Here is a 23805-nt window from a genome sequence, read left to right on the forward strand (position 1 = left end):
TTCGCGCTCGACATGGCCGCTGTGCTCGCACCGCTGCGCAGGGGCGCGGCCGACCCGGCGTTCCGCGCCACCGGGACCGGCGTGACCTGGCTCGTCGCCAACACCCCGGCCGGCGTCGGCACGCTCGCGCTGCGCCGCCACGACGGCGCGGTCCACGCCACGGCGTGGGGTGAGGGCGCGCAGGTGCTCCTCGACGGCGTGCCCGCGCTGCTCGGCGCGGACGACGACGACTCCGGCTTCCAGGCCCACCACCGGCTCATCGCCGACCTGCGCAGGCGCCTGCCGAGGCTGCGGCTCAATTCGACCGGGCGGGTGTGGGACCTGCTGGTGCCGTCCGTGCTGGAGCAGAAGGTCACCACCTACGAGGCCCGCCGCTCGTGGCGCGACCTGTGCCGCCGCTACGGCACACCCGCGCCCGGCCCGGCACCCGATGGCATGTTCGCGCCGCCGGCCCCGCGTGCGGTCGAGGGCATCCCGGACTGGGCGTGGCACCGGGCGGGGGTGGACCTGTCCCGCAGGAAGGCGATCGTCAACGCCGCACGCGTCGCGCACCGGCTGGAGAGGGCGGCGCAGCTGCGTGGCCGCGCGGGCCGTGACCTGCTGCGGAAGGTGCCGGGCATCGGGTTCTGGACCGCGGCCGAGATCGCGCAGCGGGCGTGGGGCGACGCGGACGCGGTCAGCGTCGGCGACCTGCACGTGCCGGGGCTCGTCGGCTACGCGCTGCTCGGCCGCATGGTCGACGACCAGGGCATGCTCGATGTCCTGCGCCCGTACGCGCCGCACCGCCACCGTGTCGTCCGCTACATCGTGGCGGGCGGCCCCGGCAAACCCCGCTTCGCCCCCCGCTTCGCCCCGAAGGACTACCGCGGGATCTGATGCCCTGACCGGCGCTGTCAGGGGACGGCCGCCAGCATCGCGTCCAGGCCCGTGGTGCCGGTCGGGTCCGGTGGCAGCGCGTTCACCGGCCACCAGCGCAGGTCGAGTGACTCGGCGCTGCGGACCGGCTGCGCCCCCGATGGCGCGGTGACCAGGAACCGGACGTCGAAGTGCCTGGTCGGCAGGCCCAGCGAGCACGTGATCGGGTGCACGTCCACGTGCAGCGGCGTCGGCTCGATCTTCAGGCCCTCGATGCCCGACTCCTCCGCCGCCTCCCGCAGCGCGGCGCCGACCAGCGTCTCGTCGGTCTCCTCGCAGTGCCCGCCGAGCTGCAGCCACGCGCCGACGCGCGGGTGCAGCGTCAGCAGCACGTCCGCGCCGGTGGCGTCGAGGACCAGCGCCGACGCGGTGATGTGGCCCGGCTCGCAGGAGCGGCGGCACGCGTCGGGGCGCGCGGCGATGAAACCGAGGAACGCCTCCCGCAGCGACCGCTGGCCCGAATCGGCCGGGCGCCAGTCCGCGAGTGTGGTGTACGCGTCGTCGTGCAGTGTCGTCGGTGTCATCGCTGGAGGAACCGTTCGTCGAGGTCGGCAGGGGGGCGTGGGGCGGGTGGGCCGTCGACGGGGTGGCCGACCGCGACCGCGCCCAGCGGCGGCCACGGCAGGTCGAGCAGGGACCGCACCGCGGCCGGCTCGGCGATCGGCACCCAGAAGGCGCCGAGGCCCGCCGCGGCGAGCGCCACCACCAGGCTCCGCACCGCGGCACCGGCATCGAACGCGGCACCGGACACCAGCACGATCTCCGTCGCGTCGACCGCCAGCTCCGCAGGCAGCCGCTTGCGCTGCTCGGTCACGTGCGCGAACCGGACCGGGCCCTCTTCGGTCGGTGTCGTGGTCGGTGTCGTGGTCAGCGCGGCGGCCACCGCGTCCCGCAGCACGTCGTCGGGCACCGGCTCGCCGGTGAAGGCGCGAACCGGACCCGCCAGCAGCACCGCCTCCCGTCTGCCCTGCGCGATGGCCTCCTCGGTGCCCAGCCGGAACAGGTCCTCCTCGACCGGCCGCACGAGGTCGCGGGCGGTCGCCGTCTCCGAGCCGATCGCGAGCCCGCGCACGACCGCGACGGGCAGCGCGCCGAGCTTGCCCTTCACCAGGTCCGCGGCCGCCGCGACCTCGTCGGCCACCGCGATCTCGGTGACCGCCAGCTCGTTGCCCTGCCGGTCGATCTGGCCGCGGTAGCCGTGCAGCACCGCCATGCCGGACGCGCCGATCGCGGCGTCGGTCTGCCCGACCCGCCACGCGCGGCCCATCGTGTCGGTGATCACGACCGCCACCTCGACGCCGAGCCGCTCCCGCAGCCCGAGCCGCAGCGCGCGTGCCGACGCGTCCGGGTCGGCGGGCAGCAGCGCCAGCTCGTCGGTCGCGACGTTCGACGCGTCGATGCCCGACGCGGCCTGCACGATGCCGAGGTGGTTCTCGGTGATGAGCGTCCGCTCCTTGCGCGCGATGATCCGCACCGACTCGTCGAACACGAGCCTGCGCCGGACGCGGTCCCGCTCGTCGGGATCGGCGGGCACCCGCACCAGCCTTCCCTCTACTTTGGACACGACCTTGCTCGTCACGACGACGATGTCGCCCGACCGCAGCCACCGCGCCGCGTTCGCGATCGCACCGGAGAGGTCGTCGCCCGGCCGGAACTCCGGCAGCCCCTCGACGGGCAGGATCTCGACCCTGCCCGCCGCCGCGTGATCACCCACCGGACACCCCGGCGAGGTCGAACGCGGCCCGCACCATCGCGGCCGTCGCGTCCACATCGGACATCAGCAGCGGCACCGCGCGCACCGTGACCTCCGGCACGGCCGCGGTGTCGCCGGTGTGCACGAGCCAGCCGTCGAGGATCCCGTCCGCGCCAGACCGCGCGCCGTAGTGGCGGCCGACCGCCTCGGCCGTGGTCTCGACGCCGATCGCGGTGAGGCACGCGTCGGCCATGCCCCGCACCGGTTTGTCGTTCACGATCGGGGAGATGCCGACGACCTTCGCGCCGGCCTTCACCAGCGCGGTCCGCACCCCGGGCACGGCGAGGATCGTGCCGACGCTCACCACCGGGTTCGACGGCGCGAGCAGGATCACGTCCGCGGCGGCGATCGCGTCGAGCACCCCCGGCGCGGGCGTCGCCTCGTCCGCGCCGACCGGCACGATCGAGTGCGCGGGCACCGCGGCACGGTGTCTGATCCACCACTCCTGGAAGTGCACGGCGGCCCGCTCACCGGTGTCCGGGTCGTCGATCACGACGTGCGTCTCGACCCGGTCGTCGCTCATCGGCAGCAGCCGCACCCCGGGCCGCCACCGGGCGCACAGGGCCTCGGTGACCTGCGACAACGGGTAGCCCGCGCGCAGCATCCGGCTGCGGACCAGGTGGGTGGCGATGTCCTTGTCGCCGAGTCCGAACCACTCCGAGCCCGCGTTGTAGGCCGCCAGCTCGTCCTTGACCGTCCACGTCTCGCCCGTGCGTCCCCAGCCGCGGTCGGTGTCGATGCCGCCGCCGAGGGTGTACATGCAGGTGTCCAGGTCCGGGCAGATCCGCAGCCCGTGCAGCCACACGTCGTCACCGGTGTTCACGATCGCCGTGATCTCGTGCCCGGGTCCGAGCGCGTGCTTCACCCCCTGCAGGAACCGCGCCCCACCGACACCACCGACCAGCACCACGACATTCACGGTGCCAATCGTGCCTCACCGCCAGAACTGGAACGCGAGGCCTCCGAACCCGGCGAGGAGAGAATCGCCACCCACGAGTTCGTACGCCTCGTCGGCCACCGCGAAGAACACTTCCCGGAAGGCGGGAAGCCCGATCAGGCACGCGAAGAGGATCAGCGGCGCCCACGGCCGTGCCTTCGCGCCGAACCGCTGCGCCTCGGGCGACAGCCACGGTTCGATCGCGCCCCAGCCGTCCAGGCCGGGAATCGGCAGGATGTTCAGCACGAACGCGATGATCTGCAGGAAGGCGAGGTAGGACAGCGCGGCGGCCAACCAGAACGTGGGCTGGAACACGGCGACCGCGATCATCAGCAGGATGCCGAGCACCAGGTTGAAGAACGGCCCGGCCAGCGACACCGCCGACTCGACGCGCTTGTTGCGCAACGAGTAGTGGTTGATGAACACCGCGCCACCGGGCAGTGGGATCCCGCCGATCGCGAGGATCAGCAACGGCAGCACGAGGCTGAAGACCGGGTCGGTGTACTTGCGCGGGTCCAGCGTCAGGTAGCCCTTGAAGAAGACCTCGCGGTCACCGCCGCGGTAGGCGACGAACGCGTGCCCGAACTCGTGCAGGCACAGGGAGACGCCCCAGCCGGCGAGCACCATCAGGAAGGTGCCCAGGTTCGCCATCACATCCGGGTTGCTGTACGGGAACGCGTCACTGAACGCGACGAGCACTCCGCCGCCGATGGCGATGGCGAGGATGGCGAGGAACACGGGCGAGGGCCGGACCGCTGATCGCTGCACGTCCACAGTGTGTCAACGTGGGGTGTTGTCTCGCCGTGCGGGTGTTGCGTTTTCCTGATATTGCGACGTCTTGTCGAGCGATTTCCGTTTGCCCCATAGGGCATCACCCGCCCGGGTGCTTCGCTTGACGCGCCGCGACTACACGGGTGTAATCACATCGATGTCATTCGCCACGAGTGGAGTAGTGGTGGGTGGTGTCCGCCAACCCGGGGAGCGCGAAAGGCGAGGAGGCGGACGGGCATGCAGGGAATCGAACTGAACGATCTGACCAGTGGGAGTGGCGTCGTGGAGTGGGGGGAACGCCCGCACGAGGAGTTGGGCGTGCTCGCCGAGCTGTTCGACGACACCGAGGAACAGGAGTGGCAGGAACGCGCCCTGTGCGCGCAGACGGACCCGGAGGCGTTCTTCCCGGAGAAGGGTGGGTCGACCCGGGAAGCCAAGCGCATCTGCCAGGGCTGTGAGGTCCGCGCGGAGTGCCTCGAGTACGCGCTCGGGCACGACGAGCGGTTCGGCATCTGGGGCGGACTGTCCGAGCGGGAGCGACGCAAGCTGAAGAAACGCGTGGTCTAGCAGCGATGCGTAGCCGGTTCATGGCATCTTGTGCGAATGCCACGAACCGGCTCCCGGGGGACCACCCCAGTGCTGCGCACCGCGCCAGTGCTCGCGGTGCTGGTCTGCCATGACGGTGAGGAGTGGCTGCCGACGGCGTTGGCGGCGTTGCGTGCGTCGACGCCGCGGCCACGGCACGTGCTTGCCGTGGACACGGGCTCCGTCGACGACACGCCACGCCTGCTGAGTGACGCCGCGCGCGGTGAGGACCGCGTGCTCGACGGCGTGCTCACACGCGACCGCGAAACCGGTTTCGCCGCGGCCGTGCAGGACGCGGTGTCGGCCGCGATCGAGCGCTGGGGCGACCCAGGTGGCTGGATCTGGGTGCTGCACGACGACTGCGCGCCGGCCCCGGAGTGCCTCGCGACGTTGCTGACCGCGGCGGAGGCGTCGCCGTCGGCCGGTGTGCTCGGCCCGCTCGCGCTCGACTGGGACGACCCCAGGATCGTGGTCGAGGCCGGGCTGTCCACCGACGCGTCCGGGCACCGGCAGACCGGGCTCGGACCGTCCGAAGTGGACTGGCCACGGCACGGTCAGGAGCTTCGGCAGAGCACCGAGGTGCTCGCCGTGCCGTCCGCGGGCATGCTGGTGCGGCGCGAGCTGTGGGAGCGGCTCGGCGGGTTCGACCCGGCGATCACGTTGCTGCGTGAGGACATCGACTTCGGCTGGCGGGCCAACCGGTCCGACAGCGTGGTGTTGTGCGTGCCCGCCGCGCGGATGCGGCACGCGCGTGCGGTGACCACCGGGCAGCGGCGGGTCGACGCGCCGCGTGCCTCCGTGCACGCGGTCGAGCGCGCACAGGCGGTGCGGACGTTCCTCGTGAACTGCGCGCTGCCCTCGTTCCTCATCGGCGTGCCGAGACTGGTGCTGCTGTCGCTGGTGCGTGCGCTCGGGTTCGGCATGCAGCGCAGGCTCGTCGAGGCACGCGCCGAACTGGGCGCGGCCGGATTCCTGCTGAGCGGTGCCGCCGGACTGCTCGAAGGCAGGACGCTGCGCCGCGCCACCGTGCGGGTCCAGGGTGTGCGCGGACTGTTCACGTCCCGGTTGACCAGGCTGCGCAACGGGATGCGGGCGATGGTCGCGCACCTCGTGCGCCGCCGCCTGCAGGCCGACGTCGCACTGGGGCAGCTGCCGGACGCGGTGGTGGTGCCGGAGACACCGGCGCACGCCGAGTCGATCCGGCTGCCGGTCGGGCCCGCCGCGCTGCCCGCGGGCGCGACCGGGCGCCTGCGCAGACCCGCCGGGCTGCGCAGGCCGGCGACCGCGGTGGCCGTGTCGCTGACCGTGCCGGACGCGGAGACGCCCTACGGGCTGCGGCCCAGCCCGCACCGCCGGCCCTCACCGGTGCCGAGGGACGGGTCCGGGCCGAGGAAACCCGACCTGGTGCTCGTGGAGGTGGACCGGGCGCGGCTCGCGCGGCAGGTGCTGCTGGCACCGCCGGTCCTGCTGGTCGTCGGCTTGCTCGCCATCGCGCTGTACGTCAACTGGTCGCGGCTCGGGCTCGACCTCGCGGGCGGGCGCCTGCTCCCGGTGCCGGACCTCACCACGACCTGGTCGTCCTACCTCGCGACCTGGCACCCGGTGGCGGGTGGGACCGCGGCACCCGCACCGGCCGCGCTCGCGATCATCGGCGGGCTCGGGGCGGTGCTCGCCCCCGTCGGTGGCACACAGGCGGCCGTCGCCGTGCTCCTGCTGGGCGCCATGCCGCTGTCCGGGCTGCTCGCCTACGTGGCGACCCGGCGGCTGCCGGTGCACCGCTGGGTACGTGCGCTGGTGGCGGCCGCGTACGCGTTGCTGCCGCCCGCGACCGCCGCGGTCGCGCAGGGCAGGCTCGACGTGGTCGTCGCGCACCTGCTGGTGCCGCCGGTGACCGCCGGGATCGTCGCGCTGCTCGGGCGCTCGCGGACGAACTCGTCGGCGTGGCTGTCGACGGCCGCGTCCTCGGCGTTCGGGCTGGCCGTCATCGGCGCGTTCTCCCCGCTCGTGCACCTGCTGCTGCTCGCGTACGCGCTGGCGGGGTTCGTGGTGGTGCCCGGCTACCGGGGGACCGGGAAACGGCGGGTCGCCGCGTTGTTCGTGCTGGTGCTGATGCCGCTCGCGCTGCTGCTGCCGTGGCCCGCGGTGGTGATCCAGCACCCCGGCGTGGTGGTGCACGGGCTCGGCGCGGTGGTGGCCACGCCGGTGACATCGCTGCTCGACCTGGTGTCGCTGTACCCCGGCGGTCCCGGCGCGTGGCCGGTCGTCGGGCTGGTGGTCGCGGTGTTCGCGTTCGTCGGGATCGTGGTGCGGCCGAGGCGGACGGCGATCCCCGGGCTGGCGCTCGCCGTGCTCGGCGGGTGTGCGGTGGCGCTGGTGCACTTCATGGGCGCGACCCCGATCACCGGCGGGCCCGCGATGTACGGGTGGACGGGGGCCGGGCTGGTGGTCGCCGGGTGGGGGCTGTGCAACGCGCTGCTCGGCGTGTGCCGCACCGGTGGGCCGGTGATCTCGTGGGTGCGGCCCGCGGCCGTGCTGGGGGTGTTCGGCGTGCTGGGGCTCGCGGTCGGCGCGGTGGTGGCGGGCCCGGCCGGCCCGTTGTCGGCCGACGCGCCGCGGCTCGCGAACACACTGCAGCGGGAGCTGGCGGACACGGGCCGCTGGGTGCTGGTGCTGGCCGACGACGAGCCACGCATGACCGCGGGGCGGATGCCGTCGTTCGGCGACGACGACCTGGCGCCGGTCGACGACGCGAGCGGCATGCGCGGGCTCGCGGAGGTGCTGTGGGCCGACCCGAAGGTGGGCGTCGCGCAGGCGGCGGCGTCGGGGGTGCTGTTCGTGGTGGTGCCGACAGAAGCCGATGCGACCCGGTTGCGGGAGTCGGCCGGTGACCTGGTGGCCGACGCGCCGCCGATGTCCGATGGCAGGCCCGTGCTGCGGCTGCAGCCGGCGGCCGGGCAGGTGACGCTGCTGTCCCCGGAGCTGGCGCGCAGGGCGGTCACGGGCGGCGCGCCGCCGACCGACCTCGGCGCGGCAGGCATCGTGCCGGTGGAGGCGGCGCCGCCGTCGGTGGCGGTGCGCGTGTCGGACGGCCCGGCCGGGCGGCTGCTGGTGCTCGCCGCGGAGGAGGAGCCGGGCTGGCAGGCGACGATCGACGGCGAGCCGGTGCCGATCGTCCGCGCGTGGAACCACCTGGTCGCGGTGTCCCTGCCGACCCACGCGGCGGAAGTACGCATCGAACAACCAACCGCACTACGCAGCGTCCTGCTACTGACCCAGGCAGCAGTAGTCCTGTTCACAATCCTGACCGCCATCCCAAGCCGCCACCCCCACTAACCCCCGCGAGTCCCCGGTTCGGAACCCGCGAGTCCCGCGTTCGGAACCCGCGAGTCCCCGGTTCGGGACCCGCGAGTTCCCCGTTCAGAACCGCTGAGTTGGCGGTTCGCGACAGGCACCGCCGACGGCTGGAGAGAACCTCGCGGGTTCTGAACAGGGAACTCACGGGTCCCGAACGCGGGACTCGCGGGTTCCGAACGCGGGACTCGCGGGTCGTGAACGGGGGACTCGCGGGTCCGGAACGGGGGACTCGCGGGTTAGGGTTCGCCTTCGATGATCGTGGGGTCTACGCCCAGGTAGTTGGCGACCTGGTCGACCAGTACGTGGTGGACCAGGTCGGCCAGGTCGGCGCCGTCGCGGGCGCGGGCTTCGAGGGGGCGGCGGAACAGGACGATCCGTGCCTTGGTCGGCATGTTGCGGCGGTCCATGCCCGCCGGGACCAGCCGTGCCAGCGGCACACCGGCGTCGGTCAGGGTGCCGTCGGACTCGATCGTCGGGTCCTCGCCCCGGACGTCCGGGACGTCGTCGACGGCGATGTCGAGCTTCGTCAGCTCGGTCCGCCAGCGGGCCTCGATCGGCTCCAGCGCGGCGAGCACCAGCGCGTCGAACCGCTCGGCACGCGTGGAGGCGGCGGGCAGCGTCGACGGGTAGAGCGCCCCGCGCAGGCCTCGACCATGACGGTCCCGGTTGGGGCGCCGCCTGCGCCTGAGCCTGCCGCGTGTCGAGGTCACAGGGTCGAGCGTATCGAGAGCGTGAAGCGACCCGTGCAATACGGTGTGGCGAGGGGCCTTTTCCACTCGGACGCGCTATCGTCCACGTTCGTGCGGAGCGTGCGGAAGTGTTCGCGGACCGGGTGCGGCCACCCGGCAGTCGCCACGCTGACCTACGCGTACGCCGACTCCACTGCCGTCGTCGGGCCGCTCGCCACGTACTCCGAACCGCACAGCTACGACCTGTGCGAGGAGCACGCGCTGCGCCTCACCGTCCCCCGCGGCTGGGAGGTCGTCCGCCACGACGGCGAGTTCGCCGCCCCCGAGCCGTCGGTCGACGACCTGACCGCGCTCGCCGAGGCCGTCCGCGAGGCGGGCCGCCCGGACCGGCCGATCGAGCCGCCGGAGCCGGAGCGCCAGAACGCCGGCGGCCGTCGCGGTCACCTGCGGGTCCTGCCCAACCCGGTCACGGAGTAAGCCACCGTCCCTGGTCCTGGACCGAGCAGGGGATCGCCGCGCCGTCCTCGCGACGTGACCAACACTTTTATCTCCGAGGAGGCGGACCAGTAGGCTCGCAGAGGCAAATCCGCTGACACTCGGGAGCACTGGTGCGTGACCTGTCCGGCGTGTTCAAGGCCTACGACATCCGTGGCGTCGTCGGCGAACAGCTCGACGCGGACCTGGTCCGCGACATCGGCGCGGCGTTCGCCCGCCAGGTGGCCGACGCGGGCGGGATCGTGATCGGGCACGACATGCGTGCCTCCTCGCCGGGGCTCGCGAGCGCGTTCGCCGAGGGCGCGACCCGCGAGGGGGTCGACGTGGTGATGATCGGCCTCGCGTCCACCGACATGCTGTACTTCGCGTCCGGGCACCTGAACCTGCCCGGCGCGATGTTCACCGCGAGCCACAACCCGGCCAAGTACAACGGCATCAAGCTCTGCCGCGCCGGTGCCGCGCCGGTCGGCCAGGAGACCGGGCTGACCGAGATCCAGCGCGCCGTCGAGGCACAGACGCCGCCGTCGGAGGGCAGGACCGCCGGCAGGCTCGAGACCCGCGACATGCTCACCGAGTACGTCGCCTACCTGCACAAACTGGTCGACCTGTCGGGTAGCCGCCCGCTGAAGGTCGTCGTCGACGCCGGCAACGGCATGGGCGGCCACACCGTGCCCGCCATGTTCGACGGCCTGCCGATCGAGATCGTGCCGATGTACTTCGAGCTGGACGGCAGCTTCCCCAACCACGAGGCGAACCCGCTCGACCCGAAGAACATCGTCGACCTGCAGGCGAAGGTCCGCGAGGTCGGCGCCGACGCGGGCCTGGCGTTCGACGGTGACGCCGACCGCTGCTTCGTGGTCGACGAGCGGGGCGAGCCGGTGCCGCCCAGCGCGGTGACCGCGCTGGTCGCGGTGCGTGAGCTGAAGAAGGACCCGGGCGGCACGGTCATCCACAACCTGATCACGTCGAAGGCGGTGCCGGAGATCGTCGCCGAGCACGGCGGCAAGCCGGTCCGCACCCGCGTCGGCCACTCGTTCATCAAGGCCGAGATGGCGACGACGGACGCGATCTTCGGCGGCGAGCACTCCGCCCACTACTACTTCCGCGACTTCTGGCGCGCCGACACCGGCATGCTCGCCGCGCTGCACGTGCTGGCCGCGCTCGGTGAGCAGGAGCGGCCGCTGTCCGAGCTGACCGCCGAGTACTCGCGCTACGCCGCGTCCGGCGAGATCAACTCGACGGTCGAGGACCAGGCCGGCCGGATGAACGCGGTGAAGGAGTCGTTCTCGCAGCGTTCCGGGGTAACCGTCGACGAGTTGGACGGTCTCACCGTGGAACTTCCGAGCGGCGGCTGGTTCAACCTGCGGCCGTCCAACACCGAACCGCTGCTGCGCCTGAACATCGAGGCCGCGGACGATGCGGCCGTCGCGGCGATCCGCGACGAGGTCCTCGCGATCGTCCGCGCCTGACAGGAGGGACAGGACATGGCTGTAGAGCTTGACCCGAGGCTTCTCGAGATCCTCGCGTGCCCGTCCGACGACCACGCGCCGCTGCGCCCCGGCACGCCGACCGACCCGGAGGCCGACGTGCTCACGTGCACCTCGTGCGGTCGGCAGTACCGGGTGGAGAACGGTATCCCGGTGCTGCTGCTCGACGAGGCGATCGAGCCGGGGGCGGGGGAACCGGACCAGGCAGAGGGCGCCGACACGTGAGTGCCTCGGTCGACGACACCCTGCTCGACGACACCGGCAGGCTGTCCGACGTCGACGTCGACGGGCTGCTGCCCGCCGCCGCGCGGGCGGGTGCCCAGGTGCGCGCCACGCTGGAGGCCGGCCGGGAGGCAGGCATCGAACGGCTCGCCGGTCACCGCCCGCGGGCGCTGGTGCTGCTCACCAGGCCCGGCCTCGGCCCGCACGCCGCGAAGCTGCTGATGATGCTGCTCGGCCGCGCGTGCCCGGTGCCGGTCGTGCTGACCGACACCGCGCCGCCGTGGCTCGGCCCGCTGGACGTGGTGGTCGCGCACACCGACGACGCCGGGGACACCGAGCTGGCCGAGTCGATCGACCGCGCGGGCCGCTACGGCTCGGGGATCGTGCTGACCGCGCCGGAGGACGGTCCGGTCGCCGCCGCCTCCGCGGGCAAGGCCGTGCTGATCACGCCCCGCGTTCCGGTGCCGCCGGGGTTCGGGTTCCCGCGTGCGCTCGCCGCGGGCCTGCTCACCGCGACCACCCTCGAGCTGCTGCGCACCGACCTCGACATGGTCGCCGACGAGCTGGACCGCGAGGCCGAGCGCGACCACGTGCAGCACGAGTCGTTCGTGAACCCGGCCAAGGCGCTCGCGTTGCGGCTGGCCGAGCGCACCCCGCTGCTGTGGGGCCTCGACGACGTCGCGACCGGTGTCGCCTGGTACGCGGCGCAGGTGCTCGCGACGCACACCGACGTGGTGTGCGACGTGGCCCCCTACCAGCAGGCCGCGAGCCGCACGTCGCTGCACCGGGCCGCGGCGCAGGCCGCGTCGGGCACCGACATCTTCGCCGACCCGGACGACCTCGACCCGTCCGCGGTGTCGCCGCTGCGCGCGTTCCTGCTGGCCGTGAGCGCGCTGCCGACCGACCCGGTGCGCAGGACCGCGGCCGACATGCTGCCGGACGCGGACCTGATCGCCCCGGCGGAGGAGATCACGGCGGACATGACCGCGTGCGCAGCCGTGCTCGCACTGCGGTTCGAACTGGCCGCCCTGTACCTGGGGTTCGCGGCCGGTACCACCGGCGGCACCACCCGCTACGCGCCCGCGCGGCCGAGGGAGTGAGCGTGGAGCTGCTGGAGAACCCCGTCCGCCCCTACGCGTGGGGCTCGCGGACCTCCATCGCCGACCTCGTCGGCAAGCCGGTGCCCGCGCCGCACCCGGAGGCCGAGCTGTGGATGGGCGCCCACCCCGGCGACCCGTCGCGGGTCGGGGACACCCCGCTCGTGGACGTGCTGGCGCGGGACCCGGCCGGTCAGCTCGGCGCCGAGGTGGCCGCCCGCTGGGACGGCAGGCTGCCGTTCCTGCTGAAGGTGCTGGCAGCGGAGGAGCCGCTGAGCCTGCAGGCGCACCCGTCGGCCGAGCAGGCCGCCGAGGGCTACGCGCGTGAGGAGCGGCAGGGCATCGCCCGCGACGCCGCCACCCGCAACTACCCGGACCCGACGCCGAAGCCGGAACTGCTGTGCGCGCTGACCGAGTTCCACGCGCTGGCCGGGTTCCGTGACCCGCACCGCACGGTCGAGCTGCTGCGTGCGGTCGAGACCCCGGGCCTGTCGCCCTACGTCGAGCTGTTGGCCGGGGACCCGAACCGCGAGGGCCTGCGCGCGTTGTTCACGACGTGGATCACGCTGCCGCAGCCCGCGATCGACGCGCTGTTGCCGGAACTGCTCGACGAGTGCGTGCGGCACGTCAAGGACCACGGCCCGTTCGAGCTGGAGTGCCGCACGGCGCTGGAGCTGGGCGAGAGCTACCCCGGCGACGCGGGTGTGCTGGCGGCGCTGCTGCTGAACCGGCTGGTGCTCGGCCCCGGCGAGGCGATCTTCCTGCCGGCCGGCAACCTGCACGCGTACCTGCACGGCACGGCGCTGGAGGTGCTGGCGAACTCGGACAACGTGCTGCGCGGCGGCCTCACGCCCAAGCACGTCGACGTGCCCGAACTGTTGCGGGTCCTGGACTTCGGCTTCGGCGACATGGCCGTGACGACCGGCGAGCAGTCCGGTGCCCGGCACGTGTACCGGACGACCGCGCCGGAGTTCGAGCTGTCCCGGCTGGAGTGGCGCGACAACGAACCGGCAGCGGTTCGGCTACCGGGCGGCACCCCGAGGATCGTGGTGACGATCGACGGTGAGCTGACCGTCGCGGCCGCCGAGGAGAAGGTCGCGCTGCCGAGGGGCCGCGCGATGTGGATCCCGGCAAGCGACCCGGAGGTCACCCTCACCCCGGCCGACACGTGGACCCGAGCCTTCGCCGCCACCCCAGGCCACCTCCCCTGAACCCCCGCGAGTCCCCCGTTCAGAACCCGCGAGTCTCCGTTTCGGGACCCGCGAGTCCCGCGTTCGGGACCCGCGAGTTCCCGGTTCGGACCCGCGGGTCGGCGGGTCGACACCTCCGGCTGTCCGTTCCGAAACGTCAACTCAGGGGTTTTGAACGGGGGACTCGCGAGTCCTGAACCGGGGACTCGCGGGTTCTGAACGGGGGACTCGCGGGTTCTGAACGGGGGACTCGCGGGTTTGGGGCGGGTGGTGAGACAGCGGGGGTGGGGAGTCTCTAGGCTGCTCTCGGCTTTGAGGCACATCCGACCTGGCATGAGGAGCGAGCGGTGAGCGCAGGGGGCGGTACCAAGGCGATTCTCGCGGCGTTGGTGGCGAACGCGGGCATTGCGGTGGCCAAGTTCGTCGGGTTCGCGATCACCGGCGCGTCGTCGATGCTCGCCGAGGCGGTGCACTCGGTCGCGGACACCTCGAACCAGGGTCTGCTGCTGCTCGGCCAGAAGACGTCGAAGCGCAAGGCCACGAAGGAGCACCCGTTCGGCTTCGGCCGCGACCGGTACTTCTACTCGTTCATCGTCGCGCTGATGCTGTTCACGCTTGGTTCGGCGTTCGCGTTCTACGAGGGCATCCACAAGCTGCAGCACCCCGAGGCGCTGACCTCGCCGATGGTCGCGGTGGTCATCCTGGTGGTGGCGATCGGGCTGGAGATCTACAGCTTCCGCACCGCCATCGTCGAGTCCCGCAAGATCAAGGGCGACGCGACCTGGTGGGGCTTCATCCGCCAGTCCCGCACCCCGGAGCTGCCGGTCGTGCTGCTGGAGGACGCGGGCGCACTGTTCGGCCTGGTCTTCGCGCTGTTCGGCGTCGGCCTGGCGGTCGTCACCGGCGACCCGGTGTTCGACGCCATCGGCACGCTCATGATCGGCGCCTTGCTCGGCGTGATCGCCATCATCCTGATCATCGAGATGAAGAGCCTGCTGATCGGCGAGGGCGCCACCAACACCGAGCTGGACAACATCGAGAAGGCCGTGGTCGCCGGCCGCGTGCAGCGCCTGATCCACATCCGCACCCAGTACATCGGACCGGACGAGATGCTGGTCGCGGCGAAGATCGCGCTCGAACCGGGGCTGCCGCTCACGGACGTGGCCGCCGAGATCGACGCGGTGGAGAAGCGCATCCGCGAGACCGTGCCGTCGGCCCGGCTCATCTACCTCGAGCCCGACCTGGACCGCACCCCCGCCGCCGCCACCTGACCACCGCTCGACACCACGTGCTGCCGCGCTCGTTCGAGGTGCCCGCGCCGCCGGTGATCGGCGGCGTCGTCCACTTCGTGTACGGCAGGAGAAACTCGTTGCTGGGCAGGCAATCGTGACGTTCCTGTGTCTGGACGTCGGTTCCACGTGGACGAAGGGCGCGCTGGTCGCCGCCGACGGGACGCTGCGCGGCACGGCACAGCACGAGACCACCCCACCGGAGGTCCTGGCCGGGGTGGCGGCGGTGACCACCGCTCTGGCCGCGTCCGACGCGACGGTGCTGGCGTGCTCGTCGGCGGGTGGCGGCCTGCGGCTGGCGGTCGTCGGCCAGGAACGCCTGGTGAGCACGGAAGCCGGGCACCGGGTCGCGCTGTCGGCCGGCGCGAAGGTGGTGCACGTGTCGGCGGGCGAGTTGTCGAACGTGCACGCGGTACGCGCGTCCCGGCCCGACGTGGTCCTGCTGGTGGGCGGCACCGACGGCGGCGACGAAAAAGTGTTGCTGCACAACGCGACCAAACTCGCGCGCGCCCGCGTGACCGTGCCGATAGTGCTGGCGGGCAACGCGGCGGCACGCGACAAGGCACTGTCCATACTGGACGGGCGGACGGTGGTGCCGACGGACAACGTGCTGCCGGACGTCGGCGAGCTGTCCCCGGGCCCGGCGCGCGCCGCGATCCGCGAGGTGTTCCTGTCCCACGTGATCGGCGGCAAGGGCCTGTCCCGCGGCCCCCGCTTCCGCGAACTGGTGCGCACGGTCACGCCGGACGCGGTGCTGTCCGGCGTGGCGGTACTGGCCGCGCAGGAGGAGAACGGCGCGGTCCTGGTGGTGGACGTGGGCGGTGCGACAACCGACGTCTACTCCGCCGTGTCCACAATGGATGACACACCCGAGAGCACCGTCGCCCTCCCGCCCGACCGCAGGACGGTGGAGGGCGACATCGGCATGCGGGTGAGCGCCCCCGGTGTGGTGGCCGAAGCGACAACGGAACGCCTGCTGCACGAGGACACGGAACTGGCGCGGAAGGCCGCACACCGCAACGAGAACGTGGAGTTCATCCCGGACACGGACGAGGAACGCGAAGCGGACCTGCGCATCGCGGAACTGGCCGCCGCACTGGCGATCCGCCGCCACCTGCGCATGATCGGCGGCCGCCTCGGGCCGAAGGGCGCGGCCACCCTGGTCCTGTCGGGCGGCGTCTTCCGCCACGCGGACTCTCTTGCCGCCACGGAGAAGGCACTGCGCGACCACCTGGGCCCCATCCTCCGCGACGCCCGGGTGGTGGTGGACCGGGAAGGCCGCCTGGGCCCGGCGGGCCTGCTGGCGCAAGCAGGCCACGCAACCACGGCAGCAGCACTGCTGAACCTCTGAAGCAAGCGGCCGGTGAACGTCCCGAACCCGCGGTGACCCGGCCACCCGCCAACCCGTTCCACCTGCGAAAACTCGCGAACCGGCCGGTAGGCAACCCCCACCCGAACCCGGGGGCGTCCCGCCGTGCCAGTCTACCGGTACTCACCGACAAAAACGGGTGTGCGGGCCGAGCTGTGGACAACTGCCCCGGCTGTGGACAACTCCGGCACACGGGGCCGGACGCCTCACCTGTCGCCGCCGAGTGAGAACAACGCGGGCGGCTCCGACGGGTCGAGACCGGCAGCCATCGCCACCGCGCGGTCCCACTCCGGGTCCGCCGCGTAGTTCCCGTGCCGCTGCAGCCCAGGGGCCCACCGCCGCCCCGGCAACGGCGCGGTCCGCGGGTCCGGCAGCCAGTGGTCCAACCCCAGCACCAGCGCACCGTGCGGGCTCCGCTCGGCCGCGGCCAGCGGTCCCGGTGTGCCGTCCGCGCGGAAACCCATGCCCAGCAACGAGTCCTCGTACACCTGCCGGTGCCACGTGGTCACCGCGCCGCCCAGCGGGTCCGTGCCACGGCACAGGGACCGCCACCGCGTGCCCAGCTCGGCCGCCAGCGTCCCCATCGCCGAGAACGGCAGCACCGCGGGGAACGCACGCGTGTACGCCCACTGCAGCTGCGACCCGACCGTCACGATCCCGATCCGCCGCCGCTCCGGCTCGTTCAGCGAGTTCAGCAGCCGTGCCACCGCGACCGTGACCAGCAGGCTCCCATGGCTCTCGCCGATCAGCACCACCCGCGTCCCCGGCTCCGCGAGGTGCGCCACGGTGCGGGCCGCCACCTCCGGCGCCACCTTCACCGCGTAGCACGGCGGCACGATCGGATGCGCCTCCCTCGGCCAGAAACACGCCAGGTCCGCCAGCACCCCGAGCCGCCGCCCCGCGTCCGGTGCCCGCGCCGCGTTGTGGACGGCCCGCAGCAGTCCGCCCGCCAGTGCGCCGAGCGCGAGCACCCCGACCGCCGACAGCGGCATCAGCCAGTCCGGTGTCCCGGTGAACCGCAGGTAGATCGCCACGGCCGCGCCCGCCGACAGCGCGCCGGAACAGGCGAGCACGGCGTGGTGCAGGTGCCGCCGGAACGACCCGGCGAGCCGCCACTCCCGCGTGGGCGACCCCAGCAGCCGCGCCTGCGCCGAGTCGGTCGACCGCAGCCTTGCCAGCACGAACGGGCTCGCCACCAGCGCGACCACCACACCGAGCACGGCACCGGCGCCCCACAGCAACGTCACCGGCAGGTACCCGGGAGGCACCCGCATGCCCTCGGTCCCGAGCAGCTTGCGCACCGCGATGCCCAGCCCGGCGCCGAACCCGCCGCCGAGCAGCGCCGACACCACGAGCACGGGGGCCGCCATCCAGCCACCCGCCCACGGCCGCAGCTCCCTCGGCCGGGCCCGCCACTCCCGCCGCGCGATCAGCGCCGCGGGCACCAGCAGCACCGCGAACACCACGACCACGACGATCAGCGCGGCCGCGACCGCCTCGACGGTCTGCTCGGTGCCGGTCAGCCGCAGCGGGTCCCGGCTGGCCGCGGCCGCGGCCACGAGCAGCCCGCCGAGCACGTACAGCGTCCGGCGGGTCCACGGCCCGAGCACCCCGCGCAGCCACGCACCCGACCGGCCCGGCGCCGCGCCCCTCGGGTCGTCCAGCGCCAGCACGCACACGAGCGCCACCACCAGCAGGATCACCGCGAGGGTCCACAGCGCGGCGGGCAGCGGTGCGGCAGGCACCACGAACGGGCCGCCGATGGGCAGCAGCGCGACCGTCGCCAGCGCGGCCACCAGGTGCAGTGCGCGCAGCGTCGGCGTGTCGGGGTCGGCGACCAGGTTCGTGCCGGGCAGCTCGACCCGCGCGTTCGGTGGTGTCGGCGGCGGGTTGCCGGGGTTGGTGCCCGCGTCCACCTCCCACGCGACGCAGGAGACGCGGTGCAGCACGTAGATCGTCAGCAGCACCGGCACGAGCCCGATCGCGGGCCGCACGAGGTAGGTCTCGCGCAGCCAGTCCGGCACCGTGCCCGCCAGGCACGGCGAGCCGGGCGCGAGGCACTGCGCCGCGAGCAGGTCGAGACTCACCACAGCGGCCTGCGTGACCAGCAACACGGTGAGGAGCACCGCGGCGAGCCGCAGCAGCGTCCGGCAAGCGACGCCGAGGCCACGCGCCAGACCGTGCCCGCTGGGGATCGGCGGCAGCATCCAGTGCGCGACGTTGGCGAGGGCGAACGGGAACAGCACCGCCCACGCGGCCTTCGACCAGCCGCCCGAGGTCATGCCGCCCCACGAGTAGCCCTCGACCACCCTCGGTATCGACTGGCCCTCGGCACGCAGCATCGGTCCTGGCGCGGGGCGCAGGAGCCGGTCGGCGGGCTGGACGATCCGGCCGAGGCCGTCGCCTGCGACGTCGACCGCGGCGACCGCCGAGACCAGTGACTCCGGCCTGGTGCCCAGCACGCCGTGCACGCGCAGTTCGACCACGCGGGTGTCCGGCCCAGGCGGGAACAACCTGGTCCTCCTCCTTCGCTCGACGACCACTCCAGTGGATCGACTGGTGGCAACGGTAGTGTTCTGATGGCAATTGAGTTTGGAGGATTGACGGGATGACCGCAGTAAATACCCAGGACGAGACCGTGGGCCGGTACCTGCAGACGGTCGGCGACCTGGACTTCGCGGTGGCAGATCTGTCGCTGGCCGAGTTCGGGCGCAAGGAGATCCGCCTCGCGGAGCACGAGATGCCGGGTCTGATGGCCTTCCGGCGTGAGTACGCCGAGGTCTACCCGCTTCGTGGCGCGCGGATCTCCGGCTCACTGCACATGACCGTGCAGACCGCGGTCCTCATCGAGACGTTGGTCGAGCTGGGCGCGCAGGTGCGCTGGGCGTCGTGCAACATCTTCTCGACGCAGGACCACGCGGCCGCGGCGGTCGTCGTCGGCAAGCACGGCACGCCGGAGGAGCCCAAGGGCGTCCCGGTGTTCGCGTGGAAGGGCGAGACGCTCGAGGAGTACTGGTGGTGCACCGAGAAGATGCTCACCTGGCCGGGTGACGCCGCGCCGAACATGCTGCTCGACGACGGCGGCGACGCGACCCTGCTGGTGCACAAGGGCACCCAGTACGAGGCCGCGGGTGTCGTGCCCCAGCCCGACGACAACGACCCCGAGGAATGGAAGATCATCCTCGAGACCCTGCGCAACTCGCTCGCTGCCGACAAGCAGAAGTGGACGCGCACGGGCAAGGAGATCATGGGCGTCACCGAGGAGACCACCACCGGTGTCCTGCGCCTCTACCAGCTCGCGGCGGCCGGTGAGCTGCTGTTCCCGGCGATCAACGTCAACGACTCGGTCACCAAGTCGAAGTTCGACAACCGCTACGGCATCCGCCACTCCCTGGTGGACGGCATCAACCGCGGCACGGACGTCCTCATCGGCGGCAAGGTCGCGGTCGTCTGCGGCTACGGCGACGTCGGCAAGGGCTCCGCGGAGTCGCTGCGCGGCCAGGGCGCCCGCGTCATCGTCACCGAGATCGACCCCATCTGCGCCCTGCAGGCCGCGATGGACGGCTACGACGTGCAGCGTCTCGAGGACGTGCTCGACCGGGCCGACATCATCATCACGACGACGGGCAACAAGGACGTCGTGATGGCCGAGCACATGGCGAAGATGAAGCACCAGGCGATCCTGGGCAACGTCGGCCACTTCGACAACGAGCTCGACATGGCGGGCCTCGCCCGCTACCCGGGCATCAAGCGGATCAACATCAAGCCGCAGGTCGACGAGTGGGTCTTCCCCGACGGGCACTCGATCATCGTGCTGTCCGAGGGCAGGCTCATGAACCTCGGCAACGCGACCGGCCACCCGAGCTTCGTGATGTCGAACTCGTTCTCGAACCAGGTGATCGCGCAGCTCGAGCTGTTCACCAAGAACGAGGAGTACGACAAGGAGGTGTACCGGCTGCCGAAGAAGCTCGACGAGAAGGTGGCGCGGATCCACCTCGAGGCGCTCGGCGGCAAGCTGACGAAGCTGAGCAAGGAGCAGGCCGAGTACATCGACGTCGACGTCGAGGGCCCGTACAAGTCGGACCACTACCGGTACTGATCTTCACGCTTGCGGCCGGCTCCCGCTTCGGCGGGGGCCGGCCGTTGCGTTGCGTCCTCGGCCGGCTACGTGTGCCGCCGCTGGTCGCGACCCGTGTCAGTGGAGTGTCTCGCCGCGTTCCAGCATGCCGACGAACTTCTCGATCCGGCGGGCGCGGGTCTCCTGGCGTTTCGCCTCTCCCACCCGGTAGAGGATGGCGTAGCGGTTCTGGCTCGTCAGTGTCCGGAAGAACTCCGCCGCCTTCGGGGACGCCGCCAGTGCCGCCGCCAGGTCGTCGGGCACCCTCGACGTGGCCGGGCCGTCGTAGGCCGCCGCCCAGCGGCCGTCCGCCTTCGCCGCCTCCACCTCGCGCAGGCCGCGCGGGAACATGCGGCCTTCCGCGATCAGACGTTCGGCTGCCGTCCGGTTGATCTTCGACCAGCGGGAGCGGCGGGTTCTGGGGGTGAACTTCTGTACGAACCACTCGTCGTCGACGCGGCGGGCGGTGCCGTCTATCCAGCCGTGGCGCAGTGCTTCCGCCAGTGCCTGGTCGTGGTCGACCGACCGGAGTCCGGTGCCCTTCTTCGCGATCCGCAGCCACACGCCCGGGGTTTCCGCGTTCTCCTCCAGCCAGGCCGCGAACGCCGCCTGGTCCGCGAACGTCAGTTCCGGCAACTCACTTGGCATGCAGTCCGATCCCCTCGCCGGACGGGTGCGTGAACGTGAGCCGGTCGGCGGTGAGCTCGTAGGTCACCTCGCCCCGCAGTGCGTCCGCGACCGCCTGCTCGCCCCGCATGATCTCAGGTGCGCACGCCATCAGCGTCGACATGCCCGGGGTGAAGGTGATCGTGTCGCCGGCGATGGTGTACTCCGCCGTGTAGCCGTTGCAGTGGGTGTCCGCCACGACCTTCTCGCCGTCGAACACCAGCGTCACCTCGGGGGCGCCCGCCGGCATGCTCGACGCGACCTCACCGTCGAGTTGCGTGTCCAGCACCCACGTCGTGCCCGTCAGGTCGCGGGTGGTCTCGTCCTTCTCTGCCATGTCGAACACCGTCGTTCCCGTGCGGATCGTGAGGCGGCCGTCGGTCAGTTCCCACTTCGGGTCCGCGCCCAGCACGCCGGCGACGAACTCGTCCTGTTCGTGCCGGGGCGCGTCGCAGCCCATCTCCGTCATCGACAGGCCGCCGTCGACGGTCAGTGTGCCACCCGTCGTGTCGACCTGGCCCTGCATGGTGTTGCAGCCCGCCCGCGCCATCAGCCTGCCGTCGTCGGTGAACTGGACCGACAGCTCGGTGTCGGGCGCCAGCTGCTTGGGCTTGCCGTCCTCGGTGACCGCCATCGCGACGAAAGCCCTGCCGCGCAGCGGATCCGGCTGTTGCGAAAGGGGTGGCTCCTGTGCGGCCGGTCGCCCGCCGCACCCCGCCAGGACCAGCAACATCAGCACCGCGACGATTCTCATACCCCAAGGACGGACTCGACCGCCCCGCGCGTTGCACGACGGGTCCGGCCCCTGGCGCCACGTGCCGTCCGCATAGGGTGCGCCGTGTGGGACGACTGATCGTGATCGAGGGCATCGACGGCGCGGGCAAACGCACTCTCACCGACGCCCTGGAGCGCGAACTCGGCGGCCGGGTCGCGCGGCTCGCGTTCCCGCGCTACGGCGTGGACGTGCACGCGGACCTAATCCGCGACGGTCTGCACGGCAGGCTCGGGCCCTTCGGCGACGAGGTGTACGGCATGGCGATGCTGTACGCGCTCGACCGCAGGGGCGCGGCACCGGACCTGCGCGCCGCGCTCGACACGCACGACTTCGTCCTGCTGGACCGGTACGTGGCGTCCAACGCGGCGTTCGGCTCCGCGCGGCTGCACCAGGACGCGCGGGGCGAGTTCGTGCGATGGGTCCAGGCGATCGAGGTCGAGCGGTTCGGGCTGCCGGTGCCGCACGCACACCTGCTGCTGCGGGTCGCCCCCTCGGTGGCGGCCGAACGCTCGACGCGCCGCGCACTGACCGAGGCCGACCGGGCCCGCGACACGTGGGAGTCCGACGACGCCCTGCAGGCCAGGGTGGCCGCGGTGTACGACGGCCTGGCCGCCGACGGGTGGCTCGCCCCATGGCATGTCGTGGACGGCACCACCACCCCCGACGCGGCCGGCCTGGCGGAGAGATTCGCCGAATAGCGAGCCACTCCGGAAGCGTCGTTCAGGGCACGGCACCGGAGCCCTGGGGTTCCGGTGGACGCTGGTCAGCGGGGGTTGTGGCGGGTTACGGCGCGCCCACCAGGTCCTCGCCCCAGCGGGCTATCTCCGCGGGTATGTCCAGGCGGGCGATGGTGGGGTTCGCGGCCATCTCGTCGGTGATCCGGTCCCTGGGCACGAACCAGGAGATCTCGAACTCGATGCCGTCGGGGTCCTTGCCGTACAGGGACTTCGAGACCGCGTGGTCCGAGGAGCCGACCAGCGCGCCGACCTCCGCCAGCCTGTCCGCGAAGATCGCCAGCTCCGGCAGTGTGCTCACCGACCACGCCAGGTGGTACAGGCCGACGCCGCTGCCCTGCTTCACACCGCCGCCCCGCACGCCGAAGAGGCCGAGGTCGTGGTCGTTGTCGGACTCGGCGGCTCGCAGGAACGCGGCGGCCGGCCTGCGGTGGACCACGGTGAAGCCGAGGACATCGGTGTAGAAGGCGACGCTGCGGTCGACGTCACGCACGTACAGCACGGCGTGGTTCAGCCTGCGGATGCCCATGCGGTGCACCTCCGTGCGTCCCTGTTCAACCTTCAACAGTTAGATTGCCGGGGCGCCCTGAAGCGTTACAACCGGTCACCCGGAGTGGCGGAACCGGATGAACCGGCCGGGTCTTGCGCGAATGGGCTTCACGAAGTGCGACGATGTAACCATGAAGGCACGTGTGCTGGTAGTGGACGACGACCCGGCCCTGGCCGAGATGCTGACCATCGTGCTGCGGGGCGAAGGCTTCGACACCGCGGTGGTGGCCGAAGGCAACCGGGCGTTGCCCGCGCTGCGCGAGCTCAGGCCCGACCTGGTCCTGCTCGACCTGATGTTGCCCGGCATCAACGGTATCGACGTGTGCAAGGCGATCCGCGCCGAGTCGGGCGTGCCGATCGTCATGCTGACGGCCAAGAGCGACACCGTCGACATAGTGCTGGGCCTCGAGTCCGGCGCCGACGACTACGTCGTGAAGCCGTTCAAGCCGAAGGAGCTGGTCGCGCGGGTGCGAGCGCGGCTGCGCCGCACCGACTCCGAGCCCGCCGAGATGCTGTCCATCGGTGACCTCACGATCGACGTGCCAGGACACGAGGTCACCCGGGACGGGGTCGCCATCCAGCTGACGCCGCTCGAGTTCGACCTGCTCGTGGCGCTGGCGCGCAAGCCGCGCCAGGTGTTCACCCGCGAGGTGCTGCTCGAGCAGGTCTGGGGCTACCGGCACGCGGCGGACACCCGGCTGGTCAACGTCCATGTGCAGCGGCTGCGGTCCAAGGTCGAGACCGACCCGGAACACCCCGAGGTGGTGTTGACGGTGCGTGGGGTGGGATACAAGGCCGGCCCACCGTGATC

Annotated in this window: 22 protein-coding genes; 13 read left to right on the forward strand and 9 right to left on the reverse strand. The window is 72.3% G+C overall.

The window, feature by feature from the left end; translation table 11 throughout:
* Positions 1–12 precede the first annotated feature (12 nt).
* On the forward strand, positions 13–876 hold the full coding sequence (locus ACFPCV_RS08335; RefSeq protein ID WP_378055738.1) for a DNA-3-methyladenine glycosylase family protein: 864 nt from the start codon (positions 13–15) through the stop codon (positions 874–876).
* A 17-nt stretch (positions 877–893) separates the two neighbouring features.
* On the opposite strand, the gene ACFPCV_RS08340 is transcribed toward ACFPCV_RS08335, so the two are convergent.
* The 4 genes from ACFPCV_RS08340 to ACFPCV_RS08355 are packed head-to-tail and all read right to left on the reverse strand — an operon-like array spanning position 894 to position 4373.
* The gene (locus ACFPCV_RS08340) at positions 894–1439 is read right to left on the reverse strand and encodes an NUDIX hydrolase (protein ID WP_378055461.1); all 546 of its coding nucleotides are present in this window, start codon (positions 1437–1439) and stop codon (positions 894–896) included.
* On the reverse strand, positions 1436–2629 hold the full coding sequence (locus ACFPCV_RS08345) for a coenzyme F420-0:L-glutamate ligase (protein WP_378055462.1): 1194 nt from the start codon (positions 2627–2629) through the stop codon (positions 1436–1438). The genes ACFPCV_RS08340 and ACFPCV_RS08345 overlap by 4 nt, the downstream gene beginning before the upstream one ends.
* Positions 2622–3587: a 2-phospho-L-lactate transferase gene (gene cofD, locus ACFPCV_RS08350; RefSeq protein WP_378055463.1), complete on the reverse strand. Its 966-nt coding sequence runs from the start codon at positions 3585–3587 to the stop codon at positions 2622–2624. Before cofD ends, ACFPCV_RS08345 begins: the two co-directional genes overlap by 8 nt.
* A gap of 15 nt (positions 3588–3602) precedes the next feature.
* Positions 3603–4373, reverse strand: a complete 771-nt coding sequence (locus tag ACFPCV_RS08355) for a site-2 protease family protein (protein ID WP_378055464.1) — start codon at positions 4371–4373, stop codon at positions 3603–3605.
* A gap of 240 nt (positions 4374–4613) precedes the next feature.
* Between ACFPCV_RS08355 and ACFPCV_RS08360 the strand changes: the two genes are divergently transcribed.
* On the forward strand, positions 4614–4943 hold the full coding sequence (locus ACFPCV_RS08360) for a WhiB family transcriptional regulator (RefSeq protein ID WP_378055465.1): 330 nt from the start codon (positions 4614–4616) through the stop codon (positions 4941–4943).
* A 36-nt stretch (positions 4944–4979) separates the two neighbouring features.
* Positions 4980–8294, forward strand: coding sequence for a glycosyltransferase (locus ACFPCV_RS08365; RefSeq protein WP_378055466.1), 3315 nt, complete (start codon positions 4980–4982; stop codon positions 8292–8294).
* 257 nt (positions 8295–8551) lie between these two features.
* Here ACFPCV_RS08365 and ACFPCV_RS08370 read toward each other — a convergent pair whose 3' ends face one another.
* Complete coding sequence (locus ACFPCV_RS08370) at positions 8552–9025, reverse strand: metallopeptidase family protein (RefSeq protein ID WP_378055467.1); 474 nt, start codon at positions 9023–9025, stop codon at positions 8552–8554.
* 90 nt (positions 9026–9115) lie between these two features.
* On the opposite strand from ACFPCV_RS08370, the gene ACFPCV_RS08375 reads away from it, so the two are divergent.
* From ACFPCV_RS08375 to ACFPCV_RS08405, 7 genes are all read left to right on the forward strand, one after another.
* Positions 9116–9481 (forward strand): DUF3499 domain-containing protein, encoded by a 366-nt coding sequence (locus ACFPCV_RS08375; protein WP_378055468.1) that lies wholly within the window; start codon positions 9116–9118, stop codon positions 9479–9481.
* 131 nt (positions 9482–9612) lie between these two features.
* On the forward strand, positions 9613–10968 hold the full coding sequence (locus ACFPCV_RS08380) for a phosphomannomutase/phosphoglucomutase (RefSeq protein ID WP_378055469.1): 1356 nt from the start codon (positions 9613–9615) through the stop codon (positions 10966–10968).
* A 15-nt stretch (positions 10969–10983) separates the two neighbouring features.
* Positions 10984–11211: a Trm112 family protein gene (locus tag ACFPCV_RS08385; protein ID WP_378055470.1), complete on the forward strand. Its 228-nt coding sequence runs from the start codon at positions 10984–10986 to the stop codon at positions 11209–11211.
* Positions 11208–12308, forward strand: a complete 1101-nt coding sequence (locus ACFPCV_RS08390) for a phosphoheptose isomerase family protein (protein WP_378055471.1) — start codon at positions 11208–11210, stop codon at positions 12306–12308. The genes ACFPCV_RS08385 and ACFPCV_RS08390 overlap by 4 nt, the downstream gene beginning before the upstream one ends.
* Positions 12309–12310: 2 nt before the next feature.
* The gene (gene manA / locus ACFPCV_RS08395; protein WP_378055472.1) at positions 12311–13516 is read left to right on the forward strand and encodes a mannose-6-phosphate isomerase, class I; all 1206 of its coding nucleotides are present in this window, start codon (positions 12311–12313) and stop codon (positions 13514–13516) included.
* Between the two features lie 326 nt (positions 13517–13842).
* Positions 13843–14766: a cation diffusion facilitator family transporter gene (locus ACFPCV_RS08400; protein WP_378055473.1), complete on the forward strand. Its 924-nt coding sequence runs from the start codon at positions 13843–13845 to the stop codon at positions 14764–14766.
* A 115-nt stretch (positions 14767–14881) separates the two neighbouring features.
* Positions 14882–16135 carry a glutamate mutase L gene (locus tag ACFPCV_RS08405; RefSeq protein WP_378055474.1) on the forward strand — a complete coding sequence of 418 codons (1254 nt, stop codon included), beginning with the start codon at positions 14882–14884 and terminating at the stop codon, positions 16133–16135.
* 224 nt (positions 16136–16359) lie between these two features.
* Here the strand turns inward: ACFPCV_RS08405 and ACFPCV_RS08410 are convergent, their stop codons facing one another.
* Positions 16360–18666: a hypothetical protein gene (locus tag ACFPCV_RS08410; protein ID WP_378055475.1), complete on the reverse strand. Its 2307-nt coding sequence runs from the start codon at positions 18664–18666 to the stop codon at positions 16360–16362.
* Positions 18667–18761: 95 nt separating this feature from the next.
* Between ACFPCV_RS08410 and ahcY the strand changes: the two genes are divergently transcribed.
* A complete protein-coding gene (ahcY, locus tag ACFPCV_RS08415) occupies positions 18762–20252 on the forward strand; it encodes an adenosylhomocysteinase (RefSeq protein WP_378055476.1) in 1491 nt (496 codons plus the stop codon).
* A gap of 96 nt (positions 20253–20348) precedes the next feature.
* Here ahcY and ACFPCV_RS08420 read toward each other — a convergent pair whose 3' ends face one another.
* Together ACFPCV_RS08420 and ACFPCV_RS08425 are read right to left on the reverse strand one after the other, a co-directional pair.
* Positions 20349–20918: a YdeI/OmpD-associated family protein gene (locus tag ACFPCV_RS08420; protein ID WP_378055477.1), complete on the reverse strand. Its 570-nt coding sequence runs from the start codon at positions 20916–20918 to the stop codon at positions 20349–20351.
* A complete protein-coding gene (locus tag ACFPCV_RS08425; protein ID WP_378055478.1) occupies positions 20908–21690 on the reverse strand; it encodes an META domain-containing protein in 783 nt (260 codons plus the stop codon). The genes ACFPCV_RS08420 and ACFPCV_RS08425 overlap by 11 nt, the downstream gene beginning before the upstream one ends.
* Before the next feature lie 86 nt (positions 21691–21776).
* Between ACFPCV_RS08425 and ACFPCV_RS08430 the strand changes: the two genes are divergently transcribed.
* The gene (locus tag ACFPCV_RS08430) at positions 21777–22409 is read left to right on the forward strand and encodes a dTMP kinase (protein WP_378055479.1); all 633 of its coding nucleotides are present in this window, start codon (positions 21777–21779) and stop codon (positions 22407–22409) included.
* Between the two features lie 85 nt (positions 22410–22494).
* Here ACFPCV_RS08430 and ACFPCV_RS08435 read toward each other — a convergent pair whose 3' ends face one another.
* On the reverse strand, positions 22495–22974 hold the full coding sequence (locus ACFPCV_RS08435; protein ID WP_378055480.1) for a VOC family protein: 480 nt from the start codon (positions 22972–22974) through the stop codon (positions 22495–22497).
* 151 nt (positions 22975–23125) lie between these two features.
* Here ACFPCV_RS08435 and mtrA point away from each other — a divergent pair, with 151 nt between their 5' ends.
* A complete protein-coding gene (gene mtrA, locus ACFPCV_RS08440; RefSeq protein WP_075123969.1) occupies positions 23126–23803 on the forward strand; it encodes an MtrAB system response regulator MtrA in 678 nt (225 codons plus the stop codon).
* Positions 23804–23805: the final 2 nt, after the last annotated feature.

The organism is Actinophytocola glycyrrhizae, from assembly GCF_042653545.1.
In the GTDB taxonomy this organism is placed as follows: domain Bacteria; phylum Actinomycetota; class Actinomycetes; order Mycobacteriales; family Pseudonocardiaceae; genus Actinophytocola; species Actinophytocola glycyrrhizae.

Excerpts from the sequence above, each read along its gene's own strand:
- ACFPCV_RS08360 (WP_378055465.1), top strand. The coding sequence starts at position 4,614 with ATGCAGGGAATCGAACTGAACGATCTGACCAGTGGGAGTGGCGTCGTG.
- ahcY (WP_378055476.1), top strand. The coding sequence starts at position 18,762 with ATGACCGCAGTAAATACCCAGGACGAGACCGTGGGCCGGTACCTGCAG.
- ACFPCV_RS08340 (WP_378055461.1), bottom strand. The coding sequence starts at position 1,439 with ATGACACCGACGACACTGCACGACGACGCGTACACCACACTCGCGGAC.
- ACFPCV_RS08435 (WP_378055480.1), bottom strand. The coding sequence starts at position 22,974 with ATGGGCATCCGCAGGCTGAACCACGCCGTGCTGTACGTGCGTGACGTC.
- ACFPCV_RS08420 (WP_378055477.1), bottom strand. The coding sequence starts at position 20,918 with ATGCCAAGTGAGTTGCCGGAACTGACGTTCGCGGACCAGGCGGCGTTC.
- ACFPCV_RS08335 (WP_378055738.1), top strand. The coding sequence starts at position 13 with ATGGCCGCTGTGCTCGCACCGCTGCGCAGGGGCGCGGCCGACCCGGCG.
- ACFPCV_RS08425 (WP_378055478.1), bottom strand. The coding sequence starts at position 21,690 with ATGAGAATCGTCGCGGTGCTGATGTTGCTGGTCCTGGCGGGGTGCGGC.
- ACFPCV_RS08365 (WP_378055466.1), top strand. The coding sequence starts at position 4,980 with ATGCCACGAACCGGCTCCCGGGGGACCACCCCAGTGCTGCGCACCGCG.
- mtrA (WP_075123969.1), top strand. The coding sequence starts at position 23,126 with ATGAAGGCACGTGTGCTGGTAGTGGACGACGACCCGGCCCTGGCCGAG.
- ACFPCV_RS08385 (WP_378055470.1), top strand. The coding sequence starts at position 10,984 with ATGGCTGTAGAGCTTGACCCGAGGCTTCTCGAGATCCTCGCGTGCCCG.